Source organism: Paenibacillus ihuae (genome assembly GCF_001368795.1).
Taxonomy (GTDB): Bacteria; Bacillota; Bacilli; order Paenibacillales; family Paenibacillaceae; genus Paenibacillus_AQ; species Paenibacillus_AQ ihuae.
The window spans coordinates 1,262,026-1,287,666 of the sequence record NZ_LN831198.1 but is presented as its reverse complement, the minus strand read 5'-3'; the positions used below and the strand labels follow the sequence as shown (position 1 = coordinate 1,287,666).

Annotated in this window: 20 protein-coding genes and 1 pseudogene; 10 read left to right on the top strand and 11 right to left on the bottom strand. The window is 47.2% G+C overall.

Annotated features, from left to right (window positions below; genetic code table 11):
- Positions 1-135: 135 nt before the first annotated feature.
- From AQR02_RS05620 to AQR02_RS05600, 5 genes are all read right to left on the bottom strand, one after another.
- Entirely contained in the window at positions 136-834 is a 699-nt protein-coding gene (locus AQR02_RS05620) for an ABC transporter permease (RefSeq protein ID WP_245237148.1), read from the bottom strand.
- Positions 818-1,735, bottom strand: a complete 918-nt coding sequence (locus tag AQR02_RS05615) for an ABC transporter ATP-binding protein (RefSeq protein ID WP_054939734.1) — start codon at positions 1,733-1,735, stop codon at positions 818-820. The genes AQR02_RS05620 and AQR02_RS05615 overlap by 17 nt, the downstream gene beginning before the upstream one ends.
- Before the next feature lie 109 nt (positions 1,736-1,844).
- Complete coding sequence (locus AQR02_RS05610; protein ID WP_054939733.1) at positions 1,845-2,780, bottom strand: sensor histidine kinase; 936 nt, start codon at positions 2,778-2,780, stop codon at positions 1,845-1,847.
- On the bottom strand, positions 2,777-3,457 hold the full coding sequence (locus AQR02_RS05605; protein WP_054942007.1) for a winged helix-turn-helix domain-containing protein: 681 nt from the start codon (positions 3,455-3,457) through the stop codon (positions 2,777-2,779). The genes AQR02_RS05610 and AQR02_RS05605 overlap by 4 nt, the downstream gene beginning before the upstream one ends.
- A 102-nt stretch (positions 3,458-3,559) precedes the next feature.
- The gene (locus AQR02_RS05600) at positions 3,560-4,462 is read right to left on the bottom strand and encodes a DUF4362 domain-containing protein (protein ID WP_054939732.1); all 903 of its coding nucleotides are present in this window, start codon (positions 4,460-4,462) and stop codon (positions 3,560-3,562) included.
- A 224-nt stretch (positions 4,463-4,686) separates the two neighbouring features.
- Between AQR02_RS05600 and AQR02_RS05595 the strand changes: the two genes are divergently transcribed.
- From AQR02_RS05595 to AQR02_RS35470, 3 genes and pseudogenes are all read left to right on the top strand, one after another.
- Positions 4,687-5,667: a phosphodiester glycosidase family protein gene (locus AQR02_RS05595; protein ID WP_054942006.1), complete on the top strand. Its 981-nt coding sequence runs from the start codon at positions 4,687-4,689 to the stop codon at positions 5,665-5,667.
- Between the two features lie 5 nt (positions 5,668-5,672).
- Entirely contained in the window at positions 5,673-6,686 is a 1,014-nt protein-coding gene (locus tag AQR02_RS05590; RefSeq protein ID WP_245237147.1) for a bifunctional glycosyltransferase family 2/GtrA family protein, read from the top strand.
- 110 nt (positions 6,687-6,796) lie between these two features.
- Positions 6,797-7,072 (top strand): annotated as a pseudogene (locus AQR02_RS35470) (hypothetical protein); the annotation flags it as partial.
- Positions 7,073-7,480: 408 nt separating this feature from the next.
- Here the strand turns inward: AQR02_RS35470 and AQR02_RS05585 are convergent.
- Positions 7,481-9,160 carry a glycoside hydrolase family 13 protein gene (locus AQR02_RS05585; protein ID WP_054939731.1) on the bottom strand — a complete coding sequence of 560 codons (1,680 nt, stop codon included), beginning with the start codon at positions 9,158-9,160 and terminating at the stop codon, positions 7,481-7,483.
- Positions 9,161-9,449: 289 nt separating this feature from the next.
- On the opposite strand from AQR02_RS05585, the gene AQR02_RS05580 reads away from it, so the two are divergent.
- The 4 genes from AQR02_RS05580 (at position 9,450) to AQR02_RS05565 (ending at position 14,157) form a co-directional block, all read left to right on the top strand.
- Positions 9,450-10,802 carry an ABC transporter substrate-binding protein gene (locus AQR02_RS05580; RefSeq protein ID WP_054939730.1) on the top strand — a complete coding sequence of 451 codons (1,353 nt, stop codon included), beginning with the start codon at positions 9,450-9,452 and terminating at the stop codon, positions 10,800-10,802.
- 66 nt (positions 10,803-10,868) lie between these two features.
- Positions 10,869-11,951 (top strand): carbohydrate ABC transporter permease, encoded by a 1,083-nt coding sequence (locus AQR02_RS05575; RefSeq protein WP_245237145.1) that lies wholly within the window; start codon positions 10,869-10,871, stop codon positions 11,949-11,951.
- Positions 11,948-13,033 (top strand): carbohydrate ABC transporter permease, encoded by a 1,086-nt coding sequence (locus AQR02_RS05570; protein ID WP_054939729.1) that lies wholly within the window; start codon positions 11,948-11,950, stop codon positions 13,031-13,033. Before AQR02_RS05575 ends, AQR02_RS05570 begins: the two co-directional genes overlap by 4 nt.
- Positions 13,034-13,098: 65 nt before the next feature.
- Entirely contained in the window at positions 13,099-14,157 is a 1,059-nt protein-coding gene (locus tag AQR02_RS05565) for a LacI family DNA-binding transcriptional regulator (protein WP_054939728.1), read from the top strand.
- 289 nt (positions 14,158-14,446) lie between these two features.
- Here AQR02_RS05565 and AQR02_RS33005 read toward each other — a convergent pair whose 3' ends face one another.
- The 3 genes from AQR02_RS33005 to AQR02_RS05550 form a co-directional block, all read right to left on the bottom strand.
- Positions 14,447-14,836: a hypothetical protein gene (locus AQR02_RS33005; protein WP_209444127.1), complete on the bottom strand. Its 390-nt coding sequence runs from the start codon at positions 14,834-14,836 to the stop codon at positions 14,447-14,449.
- Between the two features lie 958 nt (positions 14,837-15,794).
- The gene (locus tag AQR02_RS05555) at positions 15,795-15,986 is read right to left on the bottom strand and encodes a hypothetical protein (RefSeq protein WP_054939726.1); all 192 of its coding nucleotides are present in this window, start codon (positions 15,984-15,986) and stop codon (positions 15,795-15,797) included.
- Positions 15,967-20,169 carry an AAA domain-containing protein gene (locus AQR02_RS05550; RefSeq protein ID WP_054939725.1) on the bottom strand — a complete coding sequence of 1,401 codons (4,203 nt, stop codon included), beginning with the start codon at positions 20,167-20,169 and terminating at the stop codon, positions 15,967-15,969. Before AQR02_RS05550 ends, AQR02_RS05555 begins: the two co-directional genes overlap by 20 nt.
- Before the next feature lie 181 nt (positions 20,170-20,350).
- Here AQR02_RS05550 and AQR02_RS05545 point away from each other — a divergent pair, with 181 nt between their 5' ends.
- The gene (locus tag AQR02_RS05545; RefSeq protein WP_054939724.1) at positions 20,351-20,653 is read left to right on the top strand and encodes a hypothetical protein; all 303 of its coding nucleotides are present in this window, start codon (positions 20,351-20,353) and stop codon (positions 20,651-20,653) included.
- Positions 20,643-20,966, top strand: coding sequence for a hypothetical protein (locus AQR02_RS05540; RefSeq protein ID WP_054939723.1), 324 nt, complete (start codon positions 20,643-20,645; stop codon positions 20,964-20,966). The genes AQR02_RS05545 and AQR02_RS05540 overlap by 11 nt, the downstream gene beginning before the upstream one ends.
- A gap of 47 nt (positions 20,967-21,013) precedes the next feature.
- Here the strand turns inward: AQR02_RS05540 and AQR02_RS05535 are convergent, their stop codons facing one another.
- Positions 21,014-22,318, bottom strand: a complete 1,305-nt coding sequence (locus AQR02_RS05535) for a competence protein CoiA family protein (RefSeq protein WP_054939722.1) — start codon at positions 22,316-22,318, stop codon at positions 21,014-21,016.
- A 239-nt stretch (positions 22,319-22,557) separates the two neighbouring features.
- On the opposite strand from AQR02_RS05535, the gene AQR02_RS05530 reads away from it, so the two are divergent.
- Positions 22,558-23,955, top strand: coding sequence for a SpoVR family protein (locus AQR02_RS05530; protein WP_054939721.1), 1,398 nt, complete (start codon positions 22,558-22,560; stop codon positions 23,953-23,955).
- A gap of 73 nt (positions 23,956-24,028) precedes the next feature.
- Here AQR02_RS05530 and AQR02_RS05525 read toward each other — a convergent pair whose 3' ends face one another.
- Positions 24,029-25,531 carry an alpha/beta hydrolase family protein gene (locus AQR02_RS05525; RefSeq protein WP_054939720.1) on the bottom strand — a complete coding sequence of 501 codons (1,503 nt, stop codon included), beginning with the start codon at positions 25,529-25,531 and terminating at the stop codon, positions 24,029-24,031.
- Between the last annotated feature and the right edge of the window lie 110 nt (positions 25,532-25,641).

Sequence of the window (25,641 nt, the reverse complement as noted above, 5' to 3'; positions counted from 1 at the left end):
GTATATGCGGAAACTCTCTATATTTGTTGAAATTCCTGAATCAAAATCTATTATAGCAAAAAAAACCGCTTGTGGTCGCCAAGAAAACACAGGCGCCAAGCGGTTTTTACAGGTATTTTGGACTATCCCTTCAGATCATGCAACGTCCTGATACTCAATATTGCGGATGGACAGATAAGCAACAGCCACACCAACCAGTCCGAGAAATAACGAGACGCCTACTTGATTGCCCAGCCGGAAATTGCCGAAGTCGGAAGACAGGATGCTGGCAATCAATACGGCGGATACGATAGTGGCCGGTACTGATTTTTTGCGTAGTCCGAAGAACAACGGAATCAGCCCAATCCCTGCTGAATACACCGCATCCAAAGCAGACATGGTAACTTGCGACGTAATCAGCTTCAGTGTCACTTCTCCCGTGATAGCCTCCTTGATGTAGTGATTGAAACCGACGAGAGCAGCACTTATCAGCACATTAGACACGAAGATGGTGATCAGGATAAACAGCGACACGATGAGCAGCTTGGCTGCTATCAGCTTTTTGCGTGGTATAGGGTACATGAAGAGTACAGTCACTGTATTATTCTTATACTCATCAATGACCAGCTTGCTGATCAGAACAGAACCAAAAATCATAAAGATAACTTTTACAAAAATGTGCACACCCTCAAATATATCGGCATAGGTGTTGAAGTCGCTCGCTTCGTCTATTCCTGTGAATGCGATAAGAATCATTAAGAGCAGAATCGCTACATCGGTGATCAGCACAGCCCGGAGCAGATTGATTTTGTTTTTTCGCATTTCAAGCCGAATCAGTTTAAGCAACGACTTCACCCCCCATCAGTTCTACAAAATAGTCTTCCAGCGAATGATGCTTCTTGTTCAGACTTTCCAGCTCCACATTAGCCGCTGTGAGTGCCTTGCTTAGTTCAAGCTGCGGGATCGGGTCGTAGATCCGGACCGTGCGGGGACCCATCACTTTGATGTTGCCGAGGCCCAGAGTGTGTGTCAGAACATATACGGCCTTCGTGCTCTGTTCTGTAACCAACTCAATATAATCGGTATCCCGGCTGCGGATCGTATCCATCGTGACTTCTTCCAGGAGTACCCCATCCCGGATGAGGCCGATCGTATCGGCGATTTGTTCAATTTCACCCAGGATGTGGCTGGAGATCAGCAGTGTCATCCCGTATTCACGGCTCAGCATGCGGAATACCTCGCGCAGCTCTTTGATCCCCAGCGGGTCCAGCCCGTTAATCGGCTCATCCAGGATGAGCAGCTCCGGCTTCGTCATCACGGCTCTCGCAATGCCCAGCCGCTGCTTCATCCCCAGAGAGAACTGCTTCACCGGCTTTTTATCAATGCCTGTAAGCTTCACCAGTTCCAGCGCTTCCTTCATCGCTTTCGGGTCATAGTAGCCCATATATTCTCCGTGCAGCTCCAGGTTTTCCTTGGCGGTCAGCTTGTCATAGAACACGGGATATTCAATAATGCAGCCCATACGCTTGAGCATTTCATAGGAACGCTCCGTCATCTTTTCGCCGAAAAATTCAATCTCGCCCGCAGTCGGTTTGACCAGGTTTGTCATCATTTTCATCACGGTTGTTTTGCCGGCCCCGTTCGGTCCCAAAAATCCGTAAATCTCACCCTGCTTAATATTCATGTTAACGTTATTCACGGCTTCCTTGCCCTCGTAAACCTTGGTTAAGTCCCATGTCCGTAGTATCGTTGTCATTTCCGTTATCCCCTTTGCCTTCATTGTTTTCCTTGTTTCTTATATTACAGGGCGGAATTTTCTTTTTTATTACCTGATTCTTACGAAATTCTTAAGCTGTGTGGAACGGTTAAAAATCCAGTCTGCTGAAAGACAGGGTGAAGGCTGTTCTGACGTAGGGTTTGCTGGTCAGTTTAATGGTGCCGTTCATCTGCTCGGTCAGTCTTTTGGTGATCGTGAGGCCCAGCCCGCTGCCCTGATATGTCCGGTTGCGCGAGTCCTCCAGGGTGTACAGCCGCTCGAAGATTTTATCCTGGTGGTCTTCAGCAATGCCCTTGCCCTTGTCCCATACTTCTATGCAGACCTTGTCCGCTTGACTGTACAGCCGCAGACCGAGCACCCCGCCGGCATCGCCGTAGGAAATGGCATTGGACAACAGATTGCCTAGCACCCGGTCCAGCGCCTCTTCATTGCCCATGATGTACAGGGGTTCATCCGGAATATCGATTTGCACCTCGCTGCCTTTCGCGCTGAGAAGTTCATAGAAGGACAGAATATTACGGCGGCACAGTTCACCGAGCTCGACCTTGGTCAGCGGAATGTCCTTGTCGCCTGACTCCAGCTTAGCCAGATCAAAAAAACGGTTCATCAGCGTAATCACTTCTTCCGCTTTGGCATGAATCGTCCGCAGCATCCTCTCCCGCTCCTCAGCAGGCATGGAATGATCCTGAAGAAGTGTCTCAATATAGCCGAGCACTACGGTCAGCGGGGTCTTGAGATCATGGGAAATGTTGGCCAGCATATGACGCATGGATTGCTCCATCCTGGCCATTTCCACCGCACCTTTGTGATTGACATCCAGCAGCGAGTTGAGACTCGCGAGCAGCTTTTGCAGCGCAGGATCACTGCCAAACAGAAGCAGCCTCTCGTGCGAGCCCCTGTCCATAATACTCTCCAGCTTGGAATGAATGTACTCCAGCTGGCGTCCGTGCTCCCGCAGCCGCAAATATTGCCACAGGATGACAAGCAGGAGCAGCACCAGCCCCCCGCTAAACAGAATAATCATAACAGCACATCCCCCAGCTTATAACCGATGCCCCATAACGTTTTGATGTACTCCGGATGGGACGGATCATCCTCGATCTTCTCCCTCAGCCTGCGCATATGTACGTTAATGACATTCTCATCCCCATAGTAATCATCTTCCCAGACCAGGCTGTAAATCTGCGCCTTCGTGAACACTCTGCCCGGATTCGCGGCGAACAGCTTCAGGATATGAAACTCTTTGGCGGTCAGCTTGACCTCATCCCCATCCTTCAGCGCTGAGAACGTGTCCAGGTTCACCGTCAGGCCGCGCAGCAAAATGACCTTTCCCTGTTCATGGGACGTCACTGCTTCATCTGCTTTGGCACCGGCTGCTGCATAACCCGCCCGGCGGATTGCCGCCTTCACCCGGGCCGCCAGCTCAATCATCGAGAACGGCTTGGTAATATAATCATCCGCACCAAAACCAAGTCCGAGTGCCTTATCCACATCACTGTCCTTAGCCGACATTATCAGCACCGGCACCAGACTTCCGGCACGGATCGTCTGAAGCACATCCATGCCGCTGCGCTTCGGCAGCATCAGATCCAGCAGCACCAGAGCATAGGCTGTGCCGCCGACGATCTTCCGTTCTGCCGCTTCCCCGTCGAATGCAGTATCCACCTCATAGCCTTCTTTTGCCAAATACGAGCTTACCATTCGGCTTATATCTTCATCATCTTCGATTAACAGTACACGCTGTAGCACGGCAGCTCCCCCAGAACTCTATTATTTGTTAGTTAAAGTATAGCAATATTCAGCTCATTCATAATAGCCCCGGATGTCTGGCAGCTCTTTATAGAGCTTTTCCTCCTGCACCATGCCGATGATATAACGGGCCAGCGCTGTCATTTCCTTGCCGTCTGCGCTCTGGTCACATTCGCTCCACGTAAACTGCTGCTCATGATCATTAATGTCTATTTGCAGCTCATAGCTCACAGACGGCTTGATGTTGCATGAATCCGTTAAAGTTTTGTCCTGCATATAATTGGCCAGCACTAGTTCCCTGAAAATCATCTGCAGCTGCTCATGTGACAGCTTAAAATCACTGGTCCCGGCAACAGAGCCGTTCTGGAGATCTTTTACCAGCTTCTCTTGGATGGTATTGATCTCATTTCTGAGGTTCACCCCGTACTTCAGCACGAATCCGAAATCATCCATCTCTGACAGCTCATATCCGATCCATAACAGGGCAGATTCCGGGTATTCCCCCTCGCAGCCCGTCAGCGTGTATTTCAGCACTGTACTCTCTTCCTTGCGGTTAAGTGCTGTACACAGAAATGTCCCTGTTTCTTTAGGGCCAAATTCGTCTTCCGTAGTGTCATAGGCAATAACCAGCTTTCCGCCCTTATAACGCAGTTCCTTATAGATCGGACCGCCCTCCGGGGTATACTGTATCACCCGCAGGCTGCCGCTTCGCCGCTCCATGAAGTCATCCAGCAGGTCCAGATTCATAATCTTATAGCCGTGAGAATAGATAACGTCCTCTTGTTCGTTGATCTCATGGCTGAGAGGACCACCCGCCTTTTCCTGATGGAGCAGGGAGCAGCCTGATAAGGCGAGCATCACCAGCAGCCCGGTCAGAGTAGTCAACAGAGCCAAGCGAAGTGCTGAAATCTTCCTGATCTTCGGCAAACGTCTTGAGCAGATTCGTGACATGCGCATGGATGCCGGTCCTCCTTAAGAATACTGGAAAGGAATGGTTCTTTGTTAAAGTATACCAACCGCTAGCGGTTCTTTCTACTATAGATCAACACGGACAAATGCTGGGAAGCGGGCAGGCTGCATCGTAAATAGCTACTCTTAAGTAATTTCAGATTCATTAAAGGTATCGCGCGTATCATGCTTTTTAAGAACTTAAACATAGAGGTGATCCTGTAATGGCACAAATGGACAAAAAGAAAACCCGAAGCTTCAAACAAAAAATAGGGATTGGAATCCTAGTCTTTCTGCTGGTAGTTGGCGGAGTGGTATATAAGCTGGCAGACCGTTACTTAATCGAGCATGTAGAAGTCGTTGTAGCTGATGAAGCGGCTTCGTCAGACAGCACAAGCGGTACAGCCGCAACCAATGCCACTACTACCACTACTGCCACGACTGCCGCTCAGGTTAATGCCACTTCAGATGACTGGAGCTACAGCAGCGACGATATCCAGATCAAGATCGACGAGGTGCAGACCGGATCCGGCTCCGACCAGATCACTTACTTTGTCGCTGATGTCGTGCTTAAGAATTCCAGCAGCCTGCGTTCCGCTTTTGCCGACAACAGCTTCGGCACGAACATCACAGAGGTTACTTCAGAGATTGCAGCCAGCAACGATGCACTGTTTGCGATCAACGGCGACTACTACGGCTTCCGTGAAGACGGCGTGATTATCCGTAACGGCACAGTGTACCGGGATGATCCCGTGCGGGACGCGATGGCGCTGTTCGAGGACGGGACGATGCAGACCTATAACGAGGAAGAGATTTCTTCGTCTGAGCTGCTGGCGCAAGGGGTTACCAATACACTCTCATTCGGTCCGATTCTGATTCAGGACGGCCAGATCACCAGTGATTTCAGCAATGTCAAAATCGACACCAACTTCGGCAACCGCTTGATCCAAAATGCAAATCCGCGGACGGCGATTGGGATGATCGCCCCGAACCATTATGTATTCGTTGTGGTTGACGGGCGCAACGAAGGCTACAGCCGCGGAATGACACTCACCGAGCTCGCTGATCTGATGCAGGATCTCGGCGCCACAGAAGCCTACAATCTTGACGGCGGCGGTTCATCCACCATGTATTTCATGGGACGGGTCGTCAACAACCCGCAGGGCAAAAACCAGGAACGCGGTGTAAGCGACATACTTTATATTAAGGAGTGACCCTTATGATAACTATACTAATTCCTGCGTATGAACCAGACGAACGGCTGCTCCATTTGATTATAAAGCTGCAAGACTATGAGCTTGGCTCCATTGTCATTGTGGATGACGGCAGCGGCCTGGCTTACCGCGGACTCTTCCAGACTGCTGAAGCCTTTGGCTGCGATGTCCTGACTCATTCGGTCAATCTCGGAAAAGGACAGGCTCTAAAGACCGGCTTCAAGTATATTCAGGAGGCCGGACTGCCCGGCTATGTAGTCTGCGCAGACAGCGACGGGCAGCATCTGCCCCATGATATCAAGCGGATTGCCGATATCCTGCTGAACCAGCCCACCCCCGGGATTGTGCTCGGCAGCCGCCGCTTCAGCGGAAAGATTCCGCTGCGCAGCCGCTTTGGAAACTCGGTGACAAGAGGGGTCTTCTCCTTCACTACAGTTACGAAAATCTATGATACCCAGACCGGCCTGCGCGGCTTCTCCCCCTCGATGCTGGATTGGCTGTGCCAGATTCCGGGGGACCGGTTCGAGTACGAAATGAACATGCTGCTGACCGCCCGCAAGGAGGGCTATAAAATCACTGAAGAGTTCATTGATACCGTGTATCTGGACCACAATAAATCATCCCATTTCCGCCCGCTTGTCGACTCGTTCCGGATCTATCTGCCGATTCTGATGTTCAGCACCTCATCGCTGCTGTCAGCCCTGCTCGACTTCACACTGCTGTTCCTGTTCCAGAGTCTGACCCACAACCTGTTCCTGTCCGTAGCCGGTGCGAGATTATGCAGCTCGATCTTCAACTACTCCGTGAACCGGAAATATGTCTTCACCGGCGGCAAGAAGTCCAGACTCCAATCTCTGCCCAAATACTTCTCACTGGTGATCTTAGTGCTGCTGTTCAATTACGGGCTGCTCTACTTCTATAATGAGCAGTTGATCATCCCGCTGGTAGCGGCTAAGATTCTGACCGAAATTTCGATCTTCCTGTTCAGCTACTGGGCGCAGCGGAGGTTCGTGTATTGAGTACTAAATCGGGAGGTCGGCTACCCATTAGCTGAGTAGCCGACCTCCCGCACCACCGCACAAACGGACATTAGAGAACATTCTTCCCTTCACCGAGAAGCAATGGAGTAGAAAATGACTACCGTGCAGAGAAACATAGACGCTACATTAGGGGATGGATCGACTATTTCAAAATACCCAACACAAGAAAGAGCTACTGGAGAACCTCCAATAGCCCCATCCTCACCAAATCCCTCGGAAATAACATGATTAAAGGACTCGGATACTCACATCAACAAAATCACCGCGTAAACTTAAAAATCGCCGTATACCGAACAAACCTATGCCCACTGTTCTCTAGCTTGTTCTTCGAGTACTGCTTCTCGTATATGGGCGTGAGTACTTGAGCTATGGCTTGTTTAGACGGTATTCCCCGTCCAGAATGGATTACCTGATCTCTGTTTCAACCGTGTCTCGAAGTGCCTCTCCTCACGTCTATAAGACCTCCCACGGAAAGACGATTTACTTTCCCACCTAGTACACACATCATTTATACTGGTAAGTCCATGTAGTTTATTGGACTTCGTTTTTGTATAGCAAACTCATCCCATATCCTATGCCTCATGATGTTCGTGTTCCTTGGTTCGGAATTCCACCTCCAGCTTCCATCAGATTCCACCTCACGATGGGCATCCTTGCTCTTGGCTAGTCGTTAGTAACTCCCCCCACAGTAGACTTTCACCACCTAGTTAATCGTCATGAGTAGCACACTATATAGAGGCTGTTGCAGGCGACGGAAGGTGAGCCGTTGCGCACTAGGCCGTCCCGGCCAGGTATACTCTCGCTTCGTAAGGTCTCAGGACAAGCTCGTCCGGTTCCCCGTCCGCCTTCTCATAATTGGCCAGCAGCAGCTTGGCATTCTCCGGCGCTTTTACGGCTGTCAGCTTCTGCTCCTCTGCCGTGAAGTTGGCGACGACGAATAACTTCTCCCCGCAAAGCGTACGCTGGTAGGCATATATGGCCGGGTGATCCTCGAGCAGCGGTGTGAAGTCCCCGTAGACGATCACGTCATGCCGCTTGCGCAGCTGCACGAGCAGCCTATAATAGTTCAGAATCGAGGCAGGATCGTCTTCCTGGGCTTCGACATTAATGTCCGTAAAGTTCGGATTGACACCGATCCAAGGCTCGGATGAGCTGAAGCCCGCATGCGGCTCGGTGTTCCACTGCATCGGCGTGCGGGCGTTGTCGCGGCTCTTGGTATAAATATCTGCCATGACCTGCTCCTGCGGCCGACCCATGGCCGTTTCATGGCGATAGTAGTTAAGTGTCTCTATATCCCGATACTGCGTGATATCTGCAAACTTCATATTGGTCATCCCGATCTCCTCACCCTGGTAGATAAAAAGGGTGCCTTGCATCATATGAAGGCAGGTGGCAAACATCGTGGCGCTTTCCTTCCAGTAAGCGACATCGTTTCCCCAGCGGGAGACGACGCGGGGCTGGTCATGATTGTTCAAGTATAACCCGAACCAACCTCTCCCGTTCAGGGCGGTCTGCCAGCTGTTCAGTATGCGCTTGAGGGCGACCAGGTCAAAGGGGATCGTCTCCCATCGTCCGTTCGGGCCGTTGTCCACATCCATATGTTCGAAACCTATGATACTGTTGAACTCCAGCCGGTCTGAAGCGGTATAGAGCAGACCTTCCTCCGCTGTCACATTGGCCATTTCAGCGATCGTAAAGGTCTGGGCGGGGCTGAACACTTCGCGGTTCATCTCCTGAAATATGCCGTGTATGCCTTCGCCGTTGGCGACCAGCGGGCCACAGGGAGCGAACTCGGAGTCTGCGGCGGCCAACGGGGAATCAGGCAGCCCGTCCGGCTTGCACAGCAGATTGACAGCGTCAAGGCGGAAGCCGTCCACACCTTTGTCCAGCCAATAACGCATCATGCTGTACATCGCTTCCCGAACCTTCGGATTGCCCCAATTCAGGTCGGGCTGCTTGCGCGAAAAGAGATGTAGGTAATAATCGCCAGTCTTTGGATCTTGCTCCCACGCGGAGCCGCTGAATACTGAACCCCAATTGTTCGGCTCCCGGCCTTCCTTGCCCTCATGCCAGTGGTAGTAATCCCGGTATGGATTGTCTCGACTGAGACGGGAAGCTTCGAACCATGCGTGTTCATCCGAAGTATGGTTCAGCACAATGTCCATCATGATCTTCATGCCGCGCCGATGAATGTCGTCCTTCAGCCGTTCCCATTCTTCTAATGTGCCGAAATCATCGTGAATCTGATAGTAGTCGCTTACATCGTAGCCGTTGTCGTCGTTGGGAGACGCATATACCGGACCGAGCCAGATAATATCGACCCCGAGCGATTGGATGTAATCCAGCTTCTCGATGATGCCTTGCAAATCGCCTATTCCATCACCGTTGCTGTCCCGGAAGCTACGTGGATAAATGTGATAAATAACGGCTTCTTTCCACCATTTTTTGTTCATCTTCATTGTCCTCCATTATAATTTACATTTTTGATGAAAAAACAAATCATAAAATGAAATATATTGAATTAACCTCCCCTTGTCAAGATCAATGTCAGTTAATGCAACATATTTTGTCACAATACATCATGTTTCTTGTTCAAAAAGTCAATAATTTCAGGAAATTGTCGAAATTTAAGGTAATTCCATTGACGAATCGAAGTACCGCGTATTATTGTAAACAAAGAAAACATTGAATGTAAATTTAAATCACATTCATGAAAATCAAAAATGAGAGGAATGACTACACATGCATCAAAACCGCAAATGGCTCGCTCCACTGCTCGCGTTTCCATTCGTCTTGTCCGCCTGCGGCGGGTCCGCCAACGAACTAGCAGAGGCGACCGCCACCTCGGCCGGTAACGAAGCGTCCAAGTCACCGCTAGAAGAAGCCTACAATGGCGACTACAAAGGCAAAACCGTAACCGTGTACGGCAAAATGATCGACATCGATGCAGCGAAGCTGGAACGCTCCTTCAAAGCCTTCGAAGACAAAACCGGTGTTGATGTACAATATGAAGGCTCACAGCAGTTCGATACCACGATCTCCGTTCGGGTGGACGGGGGCAATGCGCCCGATATTGCGAACTTCTCGCAGCCCGGCCTGCTCGCCAACTTTGCCGAAGCGGGCAAAGTGGTCGACGTCAGTACATTCCTTGACATGGATAAAGTGAAAGCGAACTACAACCAAAGCTGGCTTGACATGACCACGATGGACAGCCCAAGCGGCAAGATTATGGCGGGCATATGGCACCGCGTCAGCGCCAAAAGTCTGGTCTGGTATAATAAGAAGGAGTTCGACGCGGCCGGGTACCAGGTACCCAATACATGGGACGAGCTGATCGCCTTGTCTAATCAAATGGTTGAAGACGGGATCTCACCTTGGAGCATCGGAATAGAGAGCGAAGCTTCAACCGGATGGGTCGCCACCGACTGGATCGAAGACATCCTGCTCCGCACGACTTCGCTGGACAATTATGACAAATGGACGCAGGGCGAGCTTCCGTTCACCTCCGAGGAAGTCAAGCATGCCGCCGAGTTATTGTCGGACATCTGGTTCAATCCGGATTATGTCGAAGGCGGTGTGAAGTCGATCGTCAGCACCTCCGTAACGGACGCTGCGAACTCACTGTTCGAGCCAAACGGCAGCATGATGTTCAAGATGCCCAGCTTCGCGAACAGTATGTTCCCGCAGGGCACGAAGACGGACGATTACGATTTCTTCTACTTCCCGCCGATCGACGAACAATACGGAAAGCCGGTACTCGTCGGCGGTGAGATAATGGCGATGTTCAATGATCGTCCGGAAGTGCGCGCGCTGATGGAGTACTTCACAACAGGCGAATCGCTGAAGTCGTGGATCGAAGAAGGAGGAGTCGTATCGCCGCACAAGGACGCTGATCTGAGCTGGTACACCAACAAGGTCGACCGGGGCGTCGCGGAAATTATTCAGAACGCGGACACCGTGCGATTCGACGCATCCGACCTGATGCCTGCCGAAGTGGGCTCCGGGACGTTCTGGAAAGGCATGACGGACTACGTAGGCGGCGCGGTCGACCTGGATCAGGCATTAAACGAAATTCAAGCGGGATGGAAAAAATAACGGAACGAGTAAGAGAGGGCGTCCGCCCTCTCTTCACCCTCGGTCCGCAATAAAGGAGTAATCGCCGTGAACACCATCACAGGTAGCGCATCCCAAACGCGCAAAGCTTTCTTACTAGCTGGCGTTCTCTTGACTAACGCAGCATTGCACACCTTGATGTTCGAGCTTCTCGGCCGCATGGATTTGCCCCACATCGCGACGCTTGCCGTCGCCCTATTGTGGGGTAGCTTCGGCCTTTATTTCTTCTACGCTTCATTCAACTGGCTGACCGGACAGTATTCGCAGCGCTGCCAGCAGCGGTGGCTGCCGTACGTGTTTATCGGTCCTGCTATACTTCTTATGGCATGGCTGTTGTTGTTTCCAATTTTCCGCACGGTATATCTAAGCTTCATGGACGCGGGCTCGATCCGTTTCGTCGGGCTGGCCAACTACGTAGCCGTCTTCACCGAGCGCAGCCTGCTGCTCACGCTTCGCAACAATCTGATGTGGGTTGCAGCCGGTACCTTCTTCTCGGTCGGCTTCGGTCTTGCGATCGCGATTTTAGCGGACCGCAGCTCGTTCGAAAATACGGCTAAATCGATTATTTTCATGCCCATGGCTATCTCTTTCGTGGCGACAGGCATCATCTGGAAGTTCGTCTTCTATTATGAGTCCGGCGACGAGCAGATCGGATTGCTGAACGCGATCACCACTCTGTTCGGCCAGGAGCCCCAGGCGTGGCTCACCCTGCTACGGCCATGGAACAATCTGTTGCTGATCGCGATTATGGTATGGACACAGACGGGATTCGCGATGGTGATGTTCTCGTCGGCAATCAAAGGAGTACCCGAGGAGCTGCTCGAAGCGGGGCGCATTGACGGTGCGAACGAGACGAAAATTTTCTTTCATATTATTATTCCGTTTATTCAGAGCACGATATGGACCGTGGCCACGACAACCGTCGTATTCACGCTCAAGATTTTCGATATCGTCATGGTCATGACCGGCGGCCAGTACGAGACGGAAGTCATCGCCACCCAATTTTACAAACAGTACTTCCAGTTCCGCAACTTCGGTTACGGCTCCGCGCTTGCCATCGTCTTGCTGCTGATGATCACGCCGATCATCTATTACAACTTGCGCATGTTCAGGAAGGAGGGACGAATGTGAGAGTTTCCAGCCGTACAAAGCCGATCACCCCTTCCCGATCGAAGTGGATCGTCAATTCGGTGCTTTTCATCATCTGCTGCATCTGGATCATCCCGACACTCGGATTGTTCGTCTCCTCCTTCCGGCCGCCGAACGATATCAAATCGACCGGCTGGTGGAGTGTACTGCCCCATCGCGCCTGGGTGCAGACCGACACGATCTCACTACCGACAGGCACCGATCCCAAGGGCTCTCTGCGCATTCAGGGATACGACGTGACGGACAGACAGCTGAGGGACGGGATCGCGATTTCCGGCCAAGTCAAGCTGCAGTGGGAACAGCGCCGAGACCTGACTGTCTCGGTCTATACGCGCAAGTGGACGGCAGACAGTTCCTTCACGCTGCAAAATTATAAAACCGTGCTGGGCGGCAAAAGCGAGGGCACCAACGGTCAGGACCAAAATCTGACCCAGGCGTTTCAGAACACGCTGATCGTCGCCGTTCCGGCCACGGTCTTCCCGATTGTCATCGCGACCTTTGCCGCGTACGGCTTCGCCTGGATGCGCTTCAGGGGCCGCAGGCTGATGTTCGGGATTGTGATTACTCTGCTGGCCGTCCCTCTTCAGATCGCACTTATACCGATTATGAAGGACTTTTTATCTCTGGGCATCAACGGCTCATTCCTGTCGGTCTGGGTGGCACACACAGGTTTCGGACTACCTCTGGCTATATATTTCATGTATAATTACGTCAGTCAACTCCCAAAGGAATTGCTAGAGTCCGCGTTTATGGAAGGTGCGTCCCACTTTACGATATTCAGGAGGCTGATTGTCCCGCTTTCCGTTCCAGCACTGGCCTCCTTGGGCATCTTCCAGTTTTTGTGGATATGGAACGATTACCTCGTATCCCTGATCTTTATCGGCAGCCAGCCGAAGGAGAAGGTTCTCTCCATCCGCCTCTCCGAGATGGTGGGTTCTTACGGCAGCGACTGGCATCTGCTCACTGCAGGCGCCTTTGTGTCGATGATTTTACCGCTTGCTGTATTCTTTTTCATGCAAAGATATTTCGTACGGGGGCTTTTGGGTGGCTCTGTCAAGGGCTGAACGCCAAATGTCGTTCGTTCGTCGAAGGAATCGGGACGATCTCCCGGAAGAAATGAGGGTTAGAAGTGACGACGATTAACGATGTTGCCAAATACGCCAACCTCTCGATCGCAACGGTGTCGAGGGCACTCAACAAGCCCGAGCTCGTCAACGCCGATACGAGAGAGCGCGTCATGCACGCAGCCCGAAAGCTCAACTATTTCACCGCAGAGAAGACACAAGTCGCCAATTTGAAGAGCAGAAAACTGACGTTTGGCGTCATCATTCCTTACATTACGGAATTTTATTTCGGAGAGCTGTACACTGGCATTAGCCGGATGGCCCAGACCCAGGACATTCATCTGCTGCTCTACGAACTCAATATCGAAAACATGAGCAAGGATGGGCTGACCCAAGCGTACAACTTCGCCAAGCAGCACTGGGTAGACGGCATTCTGCTCGCCAGCTTCTACATGCCAGCCGACTACGACGAGTGGATCGAGCAGACGGACATACCAGTCGTACTGCTGCTGGCCTCCCACGAGAATGCCAAGCTGCCCGCCTTCAAGGTAGACGACATCAGAGCGTCCTTCGACGTGGTTGCCTATCTAGTCTCGCGGGGACATCGCAGCATCGGCATGATTGCTCCTCCCTCAGGTAATTTGAACGGTGGGGAGAGTTCCCGGTTCAATGGCTACAAGCAAGCGATCGACTTCTATCGGCTTCCGTTCACAGAGCAGCATGTCGCATATGGAAACATACGCTACGAAGAAGGATATGCCGCCATGCGACGCCTGCTGAGCGACCTCGACCGGACCGGGATCACAGCCGTATTCGCAGCGACTGATGAGATGGCGATCGGGGCAATGCGTTGCATCCACGACGCGGGACTGCGGGTGCCCCAGGACATCTCCGTCATCGGCTATGACAATCTGACAATCGCCAACATGTCAATGCCCAAGCTGACAACGGTCGAGCAGCCGTTCGGCGAAATCGGGGCCGAAGCGTTCAAATATTTGGTCAAGCTGGCGTCCGATCCGACCCAGATGCCGCGCAGAGGCAACAATTATTTCCCGCATAAGATCATCGAGCGTGAGTCGGTCGTGACCCTGCCACCGTCCAGCGCAGCCGACCTCCCTTCTTAGCCTGCAAATAGTGGCCCGAACGGAACGAGGAGCCGCTCTCTGTGACATCTTAGCTCCATCAATGCACTTTTCCGCTTATTTCCATGTTACTGCACTGGACGCATGGAGAGCAAAAGGCTCCTTAGCGATGCTAGTCCAACAGGAAACCAGCGACAATGTTAATTATTTATGCGACAGGCGCCTCTTTCATGCCGGCGCCTGCCGTCTATGCGGGGGCGTCTCCGCTGTGTCGCTTTCACCCGTTCGGCATCCCCCTTTTTCTCGCAAATAAATCCGCTGTCCATTCCCATCAAATTCGTCCGATACGAAGTTTCGCAATCTTCTTTTGATATAAAAGGTAAGAAGCATATTCCATATCCGCCAGATTTACCAATTCCAACCCCCTCACCTCTCTAATTGCATATGTATTCGCCCCTCCCAATCGCAGTTCATCCTTCCCCCTAGAGGGGAAGTTGTCCATCTGGCATTTGACTTCGAAAAGCTGCATGCCCGCCTCCTTCGACTCATCCACGCATCGTGTCCTAGCGCTGCCGCCGGAGCCATATGGCGGCTTCTTGCAGGGTCTCTTCCTGACTCCAGCATGACCAGCAAATTCAATCAACGCCGGATGGTAGTCAGAGCAGAGATATCCGTAGATCGCGCTAATATTGCCGAGCCGATCAAGACGATTTGTTTCCAATTCCCGCTCCGCTCATTCAAGGAGAGCTTTTTAATTACTAATAATCTGATACAATAAAAGGACCAACCTAACTGGAGGTGCCAACCGTGCAATGGGAAGAAGTTCGTAAGATATATCCCGATCAATAAATCAAGCTGCACATCCTTTCGTTACATACAGTAGGTAACACAAAGTTTGTAGATGAAGTCGCACTAATCCGTGCTATACAAGACCCGAAAGAAGTGACCGAATAACTACTCCAATCCAAAGATGGCGTGATTGCGTTTCATACCGCAAACGAAGAACTGAAGGTTGAAGTTAGACTGATATTGCCAATCTCTTCCCCTTGGCGACCACCATCTTCTAGAAGCCCGAATGAAGTATTATAAAGTAGACCCCATGAACGTTTTCAGACGTTCTAAATCTGTATTAGCAGATGAACCCAAATATAAAGCTGATGGAGTTTCTGACTTCCCTGGTTTTGAGTTTAACGGATACTACTGGGTGTTAATGAGAAATGTGATTATTATATACAGGATTGACGAGGATCTTCGTGAAGTGTATGTCGATACTTGTTACTTTGCAAATACGGGGTTGTCGCATTAAATTTTTTGGGGAATTGACCCATTAATGTTTGAATCAATAGAACTGACATTGCTGTCTATTGTTGAAATATCTAATTTTATTGAATTTATGTCCACGTCGATAGAACTCAAACTTGATCCCATTGTTGAAGTATCATTACCAATCGAATATAATTACTCTTCCACTGCTGAAACCCTTACGTTTAACTCCCTTAATTCAGATAAAATATCAGACAACAGACTAACCACTTCTTCCATTTGTAACCCCTCCAAAAATAATATAAAAATCAAACAACGAGCTTCTATTTGCCTTTATTAAAGCAATGAAGGTTATTTCCGATTTCCTTTTATTTAAACATCCAGTTTTAATCTTTAAAGCGAATTCAGAAGTTCTTTTACTTCTTCAGCCCTTTGTTTGGCCCATATGCCTCAATATATGAATCAATGGAACCGCTAGCAATGTTGAAAATTGTTCCATTGTATCTTAAATCAGGCCCTGAAAAATAAAAATTAATACGCCAACTGTGTTTAGTTACAACAATCTTTCCCGTACTGGTTGGTAACTTTTCAGTGTATTCTCCGTTCATTTTCCCCTCCCTCTAAAATACCTTCAATCACTTTTTGTATTTTCTCAATTTCCTTATTTCTTGCTAACCACCAGTTTCGGCTCCAAATCCGATGTATTTTCCATCCTTTACTTTCCAAAAAACGTTGTCTGTAAAGATCTCTCTCCCTGGCCACCTTTGAAGAATGGTAAGTTGCCCCGTCGCATTCTATACCTAAGATGTATCTTTCTTTTCCTATAGGGTCTACGATTGCCAAATCAACGCGGTAACCAGAAAAACCAACTTGAGTGTGTACATCGTATCCACAAGCTCTTAGTGAATTACATACTTCTTCTTCAAATCCACTATCAAATATCAGTTGATTGTTTAAGTCCTTCACATTAGTTGCATCGACTAAGCCGTTTAAAATTGACTGCGCGAGCGAATAATCTCCGTCGGATATCGCTTTACTATACTCTAAATATCGTTTTAAATACTTAACTCCCTGCGCGTAAGTCTCTGCTCTTGTCCATTCACTCGGTTCAAACGAGCAAACTATAATTACTTTTCTCCGCGCACGAGATATAGCAACATTTAAGCGATTTCCGCCACCGTCCCTAGAAAGTGCACTGAATTGGCTTACCATTTTACCTTCAGAGTTCTTCGCGTAAGCTACCGAGAAAAGAATAACATCTCTCTCGTCACCCTGCACATTCTCAATATTTTTAACAAATAGTCCTATATGTTCATCGCCATTCTTACGAGATCTAGCTTCCTCAATTAACAATCTGAGTTCAGGACTTTTCACCATTCTTTCTTCGAATACATCATTAATTAGATCTGCTTGATCTTTATTAAACGTGATAATTCCAAGAGTTGGTTGGGAATCATCATTTTGAAGAATATTAATAACACTATCCACGATTTTTTCAGCTTCAACTCGGTTTGAGCTATTCTCCCATTGGCCGTCTACCTTAATAAATTCAATTGGCCTTGAACCAGTATCTTTCTTTACTGATGGAGCAATTTGTATTCTTTTATCATAAAAAGCGTAATTCGAAAAGTTGATTAACTCTTCGTACTCTGAACGATAATGCCAAGTTAACCATTTATCAGGGAACTTTGGTTTAGCCCACTCTAATAAACTTTTTGCATGTTTATCTGTTTTATCTACATAGATCGTATTATCATCTTCATCCTCCTCCTCATCGTCGATAGATGCTTGAAAGAATGAGCTAGGTGGAAGTTGTTTTTCATCTCCTGCTACTATGAGATGTTTAGCTCGATATATGGATGGGATTGCATTTTCTACTGGACACTGAGAGGCTTCATCAAATATAACAAGATCAAACATATCCTGATGTAATGGAAAAATAGCGCTAACAGCTTCAGGTGTACATAGCCAACAAGGCACCAGTTTTAATAAATCATCGTAAAAATGCCCTACTACTTGACGTAATGGCATTAATTTTCTTTTTTTATTAGACTCGTGCTTTAATTTTTGCCGTGTGCTCCCCACAACTTGGACTGCTGCATTAGCAAGTAATGAGTCTATAAGTATTGGGACTGCTTTTCGTTTGTCTTTCAATAATTTTTGGAAACGCTCTAAGTTGGATTTATAAATTTCAGTCGACACGTCTTTCACATGCGGCTCGACAGATTCAATTTGTAGAATCCAAGCGTGTAAAAAGCTATTTCGAATAAGATTAAGCCAATAATTCACTACATCTGGAGTACTTTCAAGTGGAGCTTTTTGGGCACAACGTTCAAGTAATACTATTTTCAGGCTACCCATTTCATCCTTCATTTGATCCAATCTGCACAAGCTATCAAATTGGTCCAGTGTTTTATACATTCCTTCGTATTCTGGAATACTGTAAATCCCTTCGTTTAACTGTTTAATAAATTCATTAACGGTTTCTCGATTCAAGTATGAATCTAAGCTACGTATTTTTACATTTAACTCTCTGGTTTGCTCTGCTAATTTTATTAATCCCTTCATTTCATTACTGAAGGGCTCATTTAAGAATTCTCCTAAGTGATCATGCGTACTTGGATTGTTGATCCAGTTGGGGAAAGAAATTTGTGTTTCAACAAAGGCTTCAATAAAATCTTTGGCATTCTCCTTTAACTTAATCCAAGCATTCCACTTATCTAGTTGATTTTCTATTGGTGCATCAGAATAGAAGTAGATAAGATTTGCTTCATTTCGGATTTCTTCAAAGAGTATAAATGTCTCGACCTTTGCGTGATACTCGTAAAGTGATTGCTTGTCAAACGATATTCCATTGACCTTAAAATGATCTTGGATATCTCTTTTTAATGAATACCAACTATGATTAAAAAACCGAGTAAATTTCTTATTTAGCTCACCAAAAAGTTTTAGTTTCTCATTCCATTTCACTGCGTCTTCATACCGAAGACCAGTAACAGCCTCTGGACGCTCATTTAGTATATTTATTTGTTTTTGAAATGACTCAAACTTTATTCTGATGATTCCAAGATGTTTTTCATTCTCAGTTACCTGGTGAGCATTTTCATCACTAAAAAACCTTAAGATGTGTTTGTGTAAATTTCTATTTTTTAAAACATTCATCACTTTCTGCATCTCACAAAGAACATGAATGTTCTCCAGATAATAAACAGGTTCGAATAATAAATGGAGTTCTTCCTTATGGTTAGCTACTCGCTTAACATCCTCGACTATTGAATTCAATATATTGCTCAAATCTAAATGTTGCTTAACTGAAAAACCTGAGAAACTTTTACGATTTTTCCATGGGTGATTTGAAGTATCGTATTTCTGCTTCAATTCAATTACAGTCTTTAACTCAATTAGAGTCATTTCTAACTCATCAAAAGTAAGATTCCCCAATAAATCTTCAGCCTCGATAATCAACATCTGATCCCATTTAGCTTTGCTATACAAAAAGAATAAACTTTTACCGAAGGGACGCTCTAGGTGTAAAGATAATGCTGTTTTATTCAACTTCTGAGCCAATGCAAACTTTTCATTTGAAATACGGTCTACGTCCTGTCCCTTTATAGGGAGACTCCGATCAATTACAGAAGCAATCTTTCTATACACATCAATTTTATTTTTGTTAAAGTCATGAACAAGAGCAACATGATTTTGTAAATCGATTTGTCCCAGTCGGTTATACACAACATCCAGCGCCGCTGGTTTTTGACAGACCAACAGAACCTTTTGACCTTTAGACATACGATCCACAATTAAATTCACGATAACTTGAGATTTACCTGTGCCAGGTGGCCCATGTACTATTAATCCTTTTCTATTGCGAGCAGCTACAACAACTGCTTCTTGACTAGCATCGGTTTCTAGAACAAAGAAGTTTTCTGAAGGATGTACTTGATTTAATTCTTCCTCTGAGATTTCCTCAAAATCACCTTCATTTTCTTCAGACCCATTAATTAATGCATCCAAAAACCCATTTTCGGGCAAATTATCTAACAGTAAATTGTAATCATTCAATAATGTACTCGTTGATTGCTGGAATTTACCCATTACAGCATACGGATATAAAGTAAAGCCCTTTTTCCCTTCTGGTATGTTCTCTTTTTTTATATTTTTAAAAGGAGCGATACTTTGATCACTTTCCAATGTTAAAGATATATCATGCTTCCGCAGAAGTTCGTAAATAAACGGCAAAATATCTTTTAAGTTCGATGGTAAAGCTGAGGTAATCTCATCCTGAATAGATAAACTAATGTCCCCACCTATGTATTTTTGAATTGCCATAATAAAGGTTTGATTAATGAAAGGGCTGGCCTCTTCTCCAACGCCAAGTACCCAATAAGGTTTATTATTTACGGCAGCCTTGTAAAGCCTAGCTGGGATGAATAATATTGGGCATCTAATGAAAAAATTAGGCACTAGAAACCCTTCAAGAAACCCATAGGCAACGTAAAACGGATTGTTACCCGTTTCTTGTTCAATCAGATCAACTTCTCTTTTAAGTTGAACCAACTTACGGTTTGCTAATATAGATTCTTCTACTAAGCTGTTTTGTGGAATCAAACTAATTTCTTCTTCTAGTGCACATATCTTTTCCATAATGACAATATCCAGTCCATTTTCTATATTTGAGAAAGAGTGAATATCAAAATGATTTTTGTTATAAATTTTCATTAACTTCAAACTTTTATTTTTTGCAGTAAGATCCGTCAAACGATCTCTGTACATTGAAATCAGCTCTTGCATATTTCGCACCTCATTATTATTAATGACTAGGAAATAATACCCATAATTATAATACCACTATAATAAGTTCCATTATACCCCTACAGATAAGAAAGAGATCATTTACAACACTGTATTAACATTTATCAACTTTAGATAGGTGCTTCCCCTATGCTATAATAACAAAAAGGCGGTGAGCAGAATGTCCATTTCCAAGGAACAATTAGAACAGAGCTTTCAGGGAAAATCATACGTAGATCTTAAAGATTTGGTCCAGCTAATCGAAGAGAACTTTGGATTCAACGTTACGCTGCAAAGGAAAGATGAACAGCCTACATTTACTGATGAACAGAAGAAGCGAATGACTTCAGTAATTTTTAAAGATGAAAGTGTTCTGTCCCAGCTGGAGCAAGCTCAAAAAGATCGTAAAGATGGAATTTCCACATACAGTGACAGCGAAGAGGAGTTTGCACAATTACTGAAAGAGGTCCAGAATGAAATCTGACCAATTCAAAGTTCTGTGGACCACTTACGCTCGGGTAGCTCTTGCCCGAATGAAGGAATTCAAAGTAGACCCCATGAATGTCTTCAGACGTTCTAAGTCTGTATTAGCCGATGAGCCGAGATACAAAGCTGATGGAGTTTCGGACTTCCCTGGCTTTGAGTTTAACGGATACTACTGGGTGCTAATCGGCAATGTGATCATTATCTACAGGATTGACGAGGAGCTTCGCGAAGTGTATGTGGATGCTTGTTACTTTGCTAATACTGGACTGTCTCATTATGTATTTTTGGGAATTGACCCAGATGAAGAATAGCCTAACCCACAAACGTAATCACGCATGGGTTAGGCTATCTTTTTGTCCTATAATACTTCGATCTCAACAAGCCATTCGCGGATCTTCGGTTCGCTAATTTTTCCTAAAGCAAATCTGACCCATTTCTTCACTTCTGTTAGTGTTAATCCATAATCTTCGAGTTCTCTTCTATGTACCTTGAGATAATAAAACAGCGATTCTGCTTCCTGGGGAGACAGTGATAGATATTTTAATTTTGAGACATACTCAACCACATCAATATCTACTGTCATATAAGCTCCAGCTACTTCTGCAATTGTTTCTTGAACAGTTGATCCATAATACTCCTCCCTTGTCTGCTGTCCGTACCTGACTTCGTTGGCTTGTCTTCTTAACGCCGCTTCTGCTTTCAACGCTTCAATCTGAAATAATACTTGATTGGCAAATTCGAGCCTGTTCATATCCTCCTGATCCTTATCGCTTAGGAGAATCTCATCCCGAATAATCAAAGCTTGCGAAATATTCATTCGATAACCTTCAGTTAGCGCAAATCCTCTGAATGGTGACTGCATTTGATCTAGGATCAATCTATACACAGAGAACGTAATTTCATCTCCGATGGAATGAACATAATACAGACTCCTAACATCTTGATTCATTGCGCCATTCGCTCTGTATCCAAATAAACGAGGAATATTCTGACCTGGAAATTCCTCACTCAGTTCCTTCAATAATTTATCCCATTTGTAGTCCTCTTCTGTCTTTATGGCCAAGCCGTACTCTGCTTCCCACAGGTGAAGAACCCTATGCTCGTAATCATCCGCTAATTCCCTATCTTCCACAAACCAGATGGACTCAAGACCTTTTTCCTTAAAGTATTTATTCCGTTTATTAATTGTCTTTACTATCTTTTCGTCACCAATCTCATGGACATTTGTAATCACAGACACAGCAAACTCACGACCATTTTTATTTAGGTAGATGTCAGGGTAATGCTTCCATTTCTCTTCAGCTTTTTCTTTATAACCGTATTCAACTTTCAAATCTGGTCTTATCAGTTCCTGACCTTTAAGCTCGTTATAGATAATCTCCTTGATAACGGTATGTTTTTTATTCTCCCGTTTCGTTTGATTATGATAAGTATCGTATGCCTCAGCTCCCTGGCAGGACTTGCCCTTGAGATGAGCAAAATGAATATCACGAATTTCTCCAGCACGTAGTCGCAGCTCCTCGTGACAGAATGGGCAGATCATTGCCTTTTTTTCAGCAGCTTTTCGATATTTATCAATCATTGTTTCCTTTTCTGAATCACTATATCTGCTTATCTCGGCTGTAATATTGAGTGTTTCCCCCTCGTACAAAGCGACATCCATTTGAATTCCCCCTGTATACATAGTGAATGGTATAACTTTCTACGTATTATGTGGAAAATCCTGCATATTTTCATTAATCTCACGCACTGTATCACCTGCCCATACATCCCGGCATCATACTCTCCCCCCACCCCCCATATACTTGTATAAGAACAGTTCCGGACGCAGCTGCGGAACTTTTGCGGCGCAGTCAGAATAAGTTGCAGCAAACACAGCAAGCTGGAGGGAGAGAAGGATGCATGCCTCAAGAAGATGAGATAAAAGCGCTGGAGCGGGCGATTGCCGAGATCACGGAGATCGCTACCGGGTTTGGGCTCGATTTCTACCCGATGCGTTATGAAATATGCCCCGCCGACATTATTTATACCTTCGGTGCCTACGGGATGCCGACCCGGTTCGGGCACTGGAGCTTCGGAAAAACCTTTCATAAGATGAAGTCGCAATATGACTTCGGGCTCAGCAAAATCTACGAGCTCGTCATTAACTCCAATCCCTGCTATGCCTTCCTGCTGGACGGCAACTCGCTGATCCAGAATAAGCTGATCGTCGCCCACGTCCTGGCGCACTGCGATTTCTTCAAGAACAATATGCGCTTCTCCATGTCCAACCGTGATATGGTTGAGAGCATGTCTGCCACGGCCGACCGGATTGCCGGCTATTCGGTGACCTACGGGATTGATACCGTGGAGAGCTTCATCGACTCGGTGCTGGCGATTCAGGAGCATATCGACCCCAGCCTGATCCAGCCGCGCAAGCTGGGCAAAACCCACCTGCTGGAAGCCAAAATGAAAGAGCGCAAGGATGCTCCGGCAGGCGGAGCCGCTGAGGAGAATGCCTACAGCGAGCTCTGGAAGCTGGATCAGGCCCAAGCCGGACCTGCAGCGCCCGATGCAGCCGGAAAACGTACCTTCCCGCCAGAGCCGGAGAAGGATATTGTCTGGTTCATCCAGCAGTATTCGACGACGCTGGAGGACTGGCAGCGCGACATTATGACCATGCTGCGGGACGAGATGCTCTATTTCTGGCCGCAGATGGAGACGAAGATCATGAACGAAGGCTGGGCCTCCTACTGGCATCAGCGCATCATGCGCGAGCTGGACCTGACTCCTGAGGAGACGATTGAGTACTCGAAGCTTAACTCATCTGTAGTGCAGCCTTCGCGCCAGAGTCTAAACCCGTATTACCTGGGCCTCAAAATCTTCGAGGACATCGAGCGCCGCTGGGACCGTGACAAAATCTTCGAGGTCCGCGAGCTCGACTCCGACATCTCATTCATCCGCAGCTACCTGTCTAAACAGCTGGTCAATGACCTGGACCTCTACGTGTTCGAGAAAAAAGGCCCGGAATGGAAAATCACCGATAAGGCCTGGGAAAATGTGCGCGACCAGCTCGTGCTCGCCAGGGTCAACGGCGGCTCACCCTACCTGGTCATCCAGGATGCTGACTACGAGCGTAATGGCGAGCTGATGATTGCCCACCGCTACGAGAGCATCGAGCTGGACCTGAAATACCTGGAGCGCACCCTCCCGCATATCTATAACCTCTGGGGCCGTACGGTCCACCTGCAAACCGTGGTCGAAGACAAAAAGGCCCTTTTTACCTATGACGGCAAAAAGGTGCAGCGGAAGTTTTTGTAGCAGAATTATGGAATTATGGGCACGATCAGCGTGTTTCCCTGGCGGAAATGCGCAAGACCGTGCCCTTTTCTTTTTATAATAGCAAATTTACGAACTTCACCTCCGGGAAGCGGCTATCCGGTCCCTTCATTAAGATTCCGCCTTGATTTTTCAGATACATATCGAAGAAATCCAGCATATAGGCATTGATAATGGAGTCCGCTCTTTCGGGCTGAATCTTGCCTGTAATGCCCAGCCTTTTGAAAATCGGAGAAATGAACTGTACGTTGGTAAAATTTAAATGCTCTGTATTTTCGATATATAGGACTTGTCCCCCTGCGCCGGCTGTTTCGCGCATCCGTTCAAGCTCCAACTTTTTATCTTCTGTGACTTGGTCCTCCCACTCTCTAGTTGAGCCCATACGGGTAAGTTCTGCATCCGTGTAGACCCGGTTATCCATCACCATTCTTAATTTTTCGGCATAGCTTTCCGAGTTAATGAATAAAAATGGCTTTCGCAGCCCCTCTCTGTCACGCAACCGGTAAAGCCCTCCATCAAGGTCTATGCCAACCGCGATTCGCGGATCGTAAGCAGCGTCATAGGCCGTCGCTCCGCCGATGGAATGACCGAACACCCCGACATGACCGAGATCAATCTTCCCTTGTAGATGACTTGGAATCTGCCCCGATTGGATGAGCCCGAATTGGTCCAGCACAAACGCTACATCTCCGGTTAAGACTTTTCCCAAATTGTCGCGAATTTCTCTTCCTGTCCGGTAATCATCGTCGGGCGAGAATAAGTCGTTGGTTGTGCTGGTCGTAATTCGCCCGTCCGGAAACTCGGTGGCAAATGTATTGTAGGTGTGGTCGATCACTGCCACGATATATCCGTGACTCGCGAGATATTCAGCTTGCGACGTGTGGAGGAACCTGGAAGAGCCGTTGCCGGGATTCGCAAGGATCAGCGGGTATGAAGTATGTGCTGAAGAGGCTTCCGCCCCCGAATAAGTATGACTGGATACGTACCTCAGGTGCCCAAAAGTAAACCCGGGAAGTCCATAATCCGCGGCCATGTAACGTAAAATTCGGGTATCAGGAATAAAGGGAGCATACTTGCCGGTGCCGGCTTGAGCCGGATACCATACCTGAACCATTAATTCTCTATTGCCCACTCTGGTTTCGTCGAAAATCTCTTTCCTACTAGTATCCACGAAATGAAAAGTTTGCGATCCTACCTTAAATTCGCCTGTCGGTTCAGGTAGTTTAAATACAGGAAAAGCATACATAAGGACCGCTGTTACGGCCAGCATTACCGCTATAGCGCTATAAGCTGAACCCAATATGAATCGCGGAATTTTTTTGGGGCCGTTTTTCTTTAAAAAGCTATACCCTGAAGCGGCTAAAAAAAGGATCGTTAGGCAATATGGAAACAATAGCTGAACTCTGTATCCTTCCAACGTCCAATGAATGACCAGTAAAAGTGTAGCGATCCCGCTTGCAATAAACACTGGAATTCTACGCCGTCCTTTTGTTAGAAGGACTGTTAATGCAAACAAGCCGATGTTTGATATAAAAAGCAACAGTTCAAACAGTCTCATCCTGATTCTCCTTTTTAAAAATTTCTATTTTTGTTTGTTCCAATCTTATCCTCAGAGACCGGACTAAGCTATCGATTTACCTTACATTAATCTTACAAGTATGAAATTTG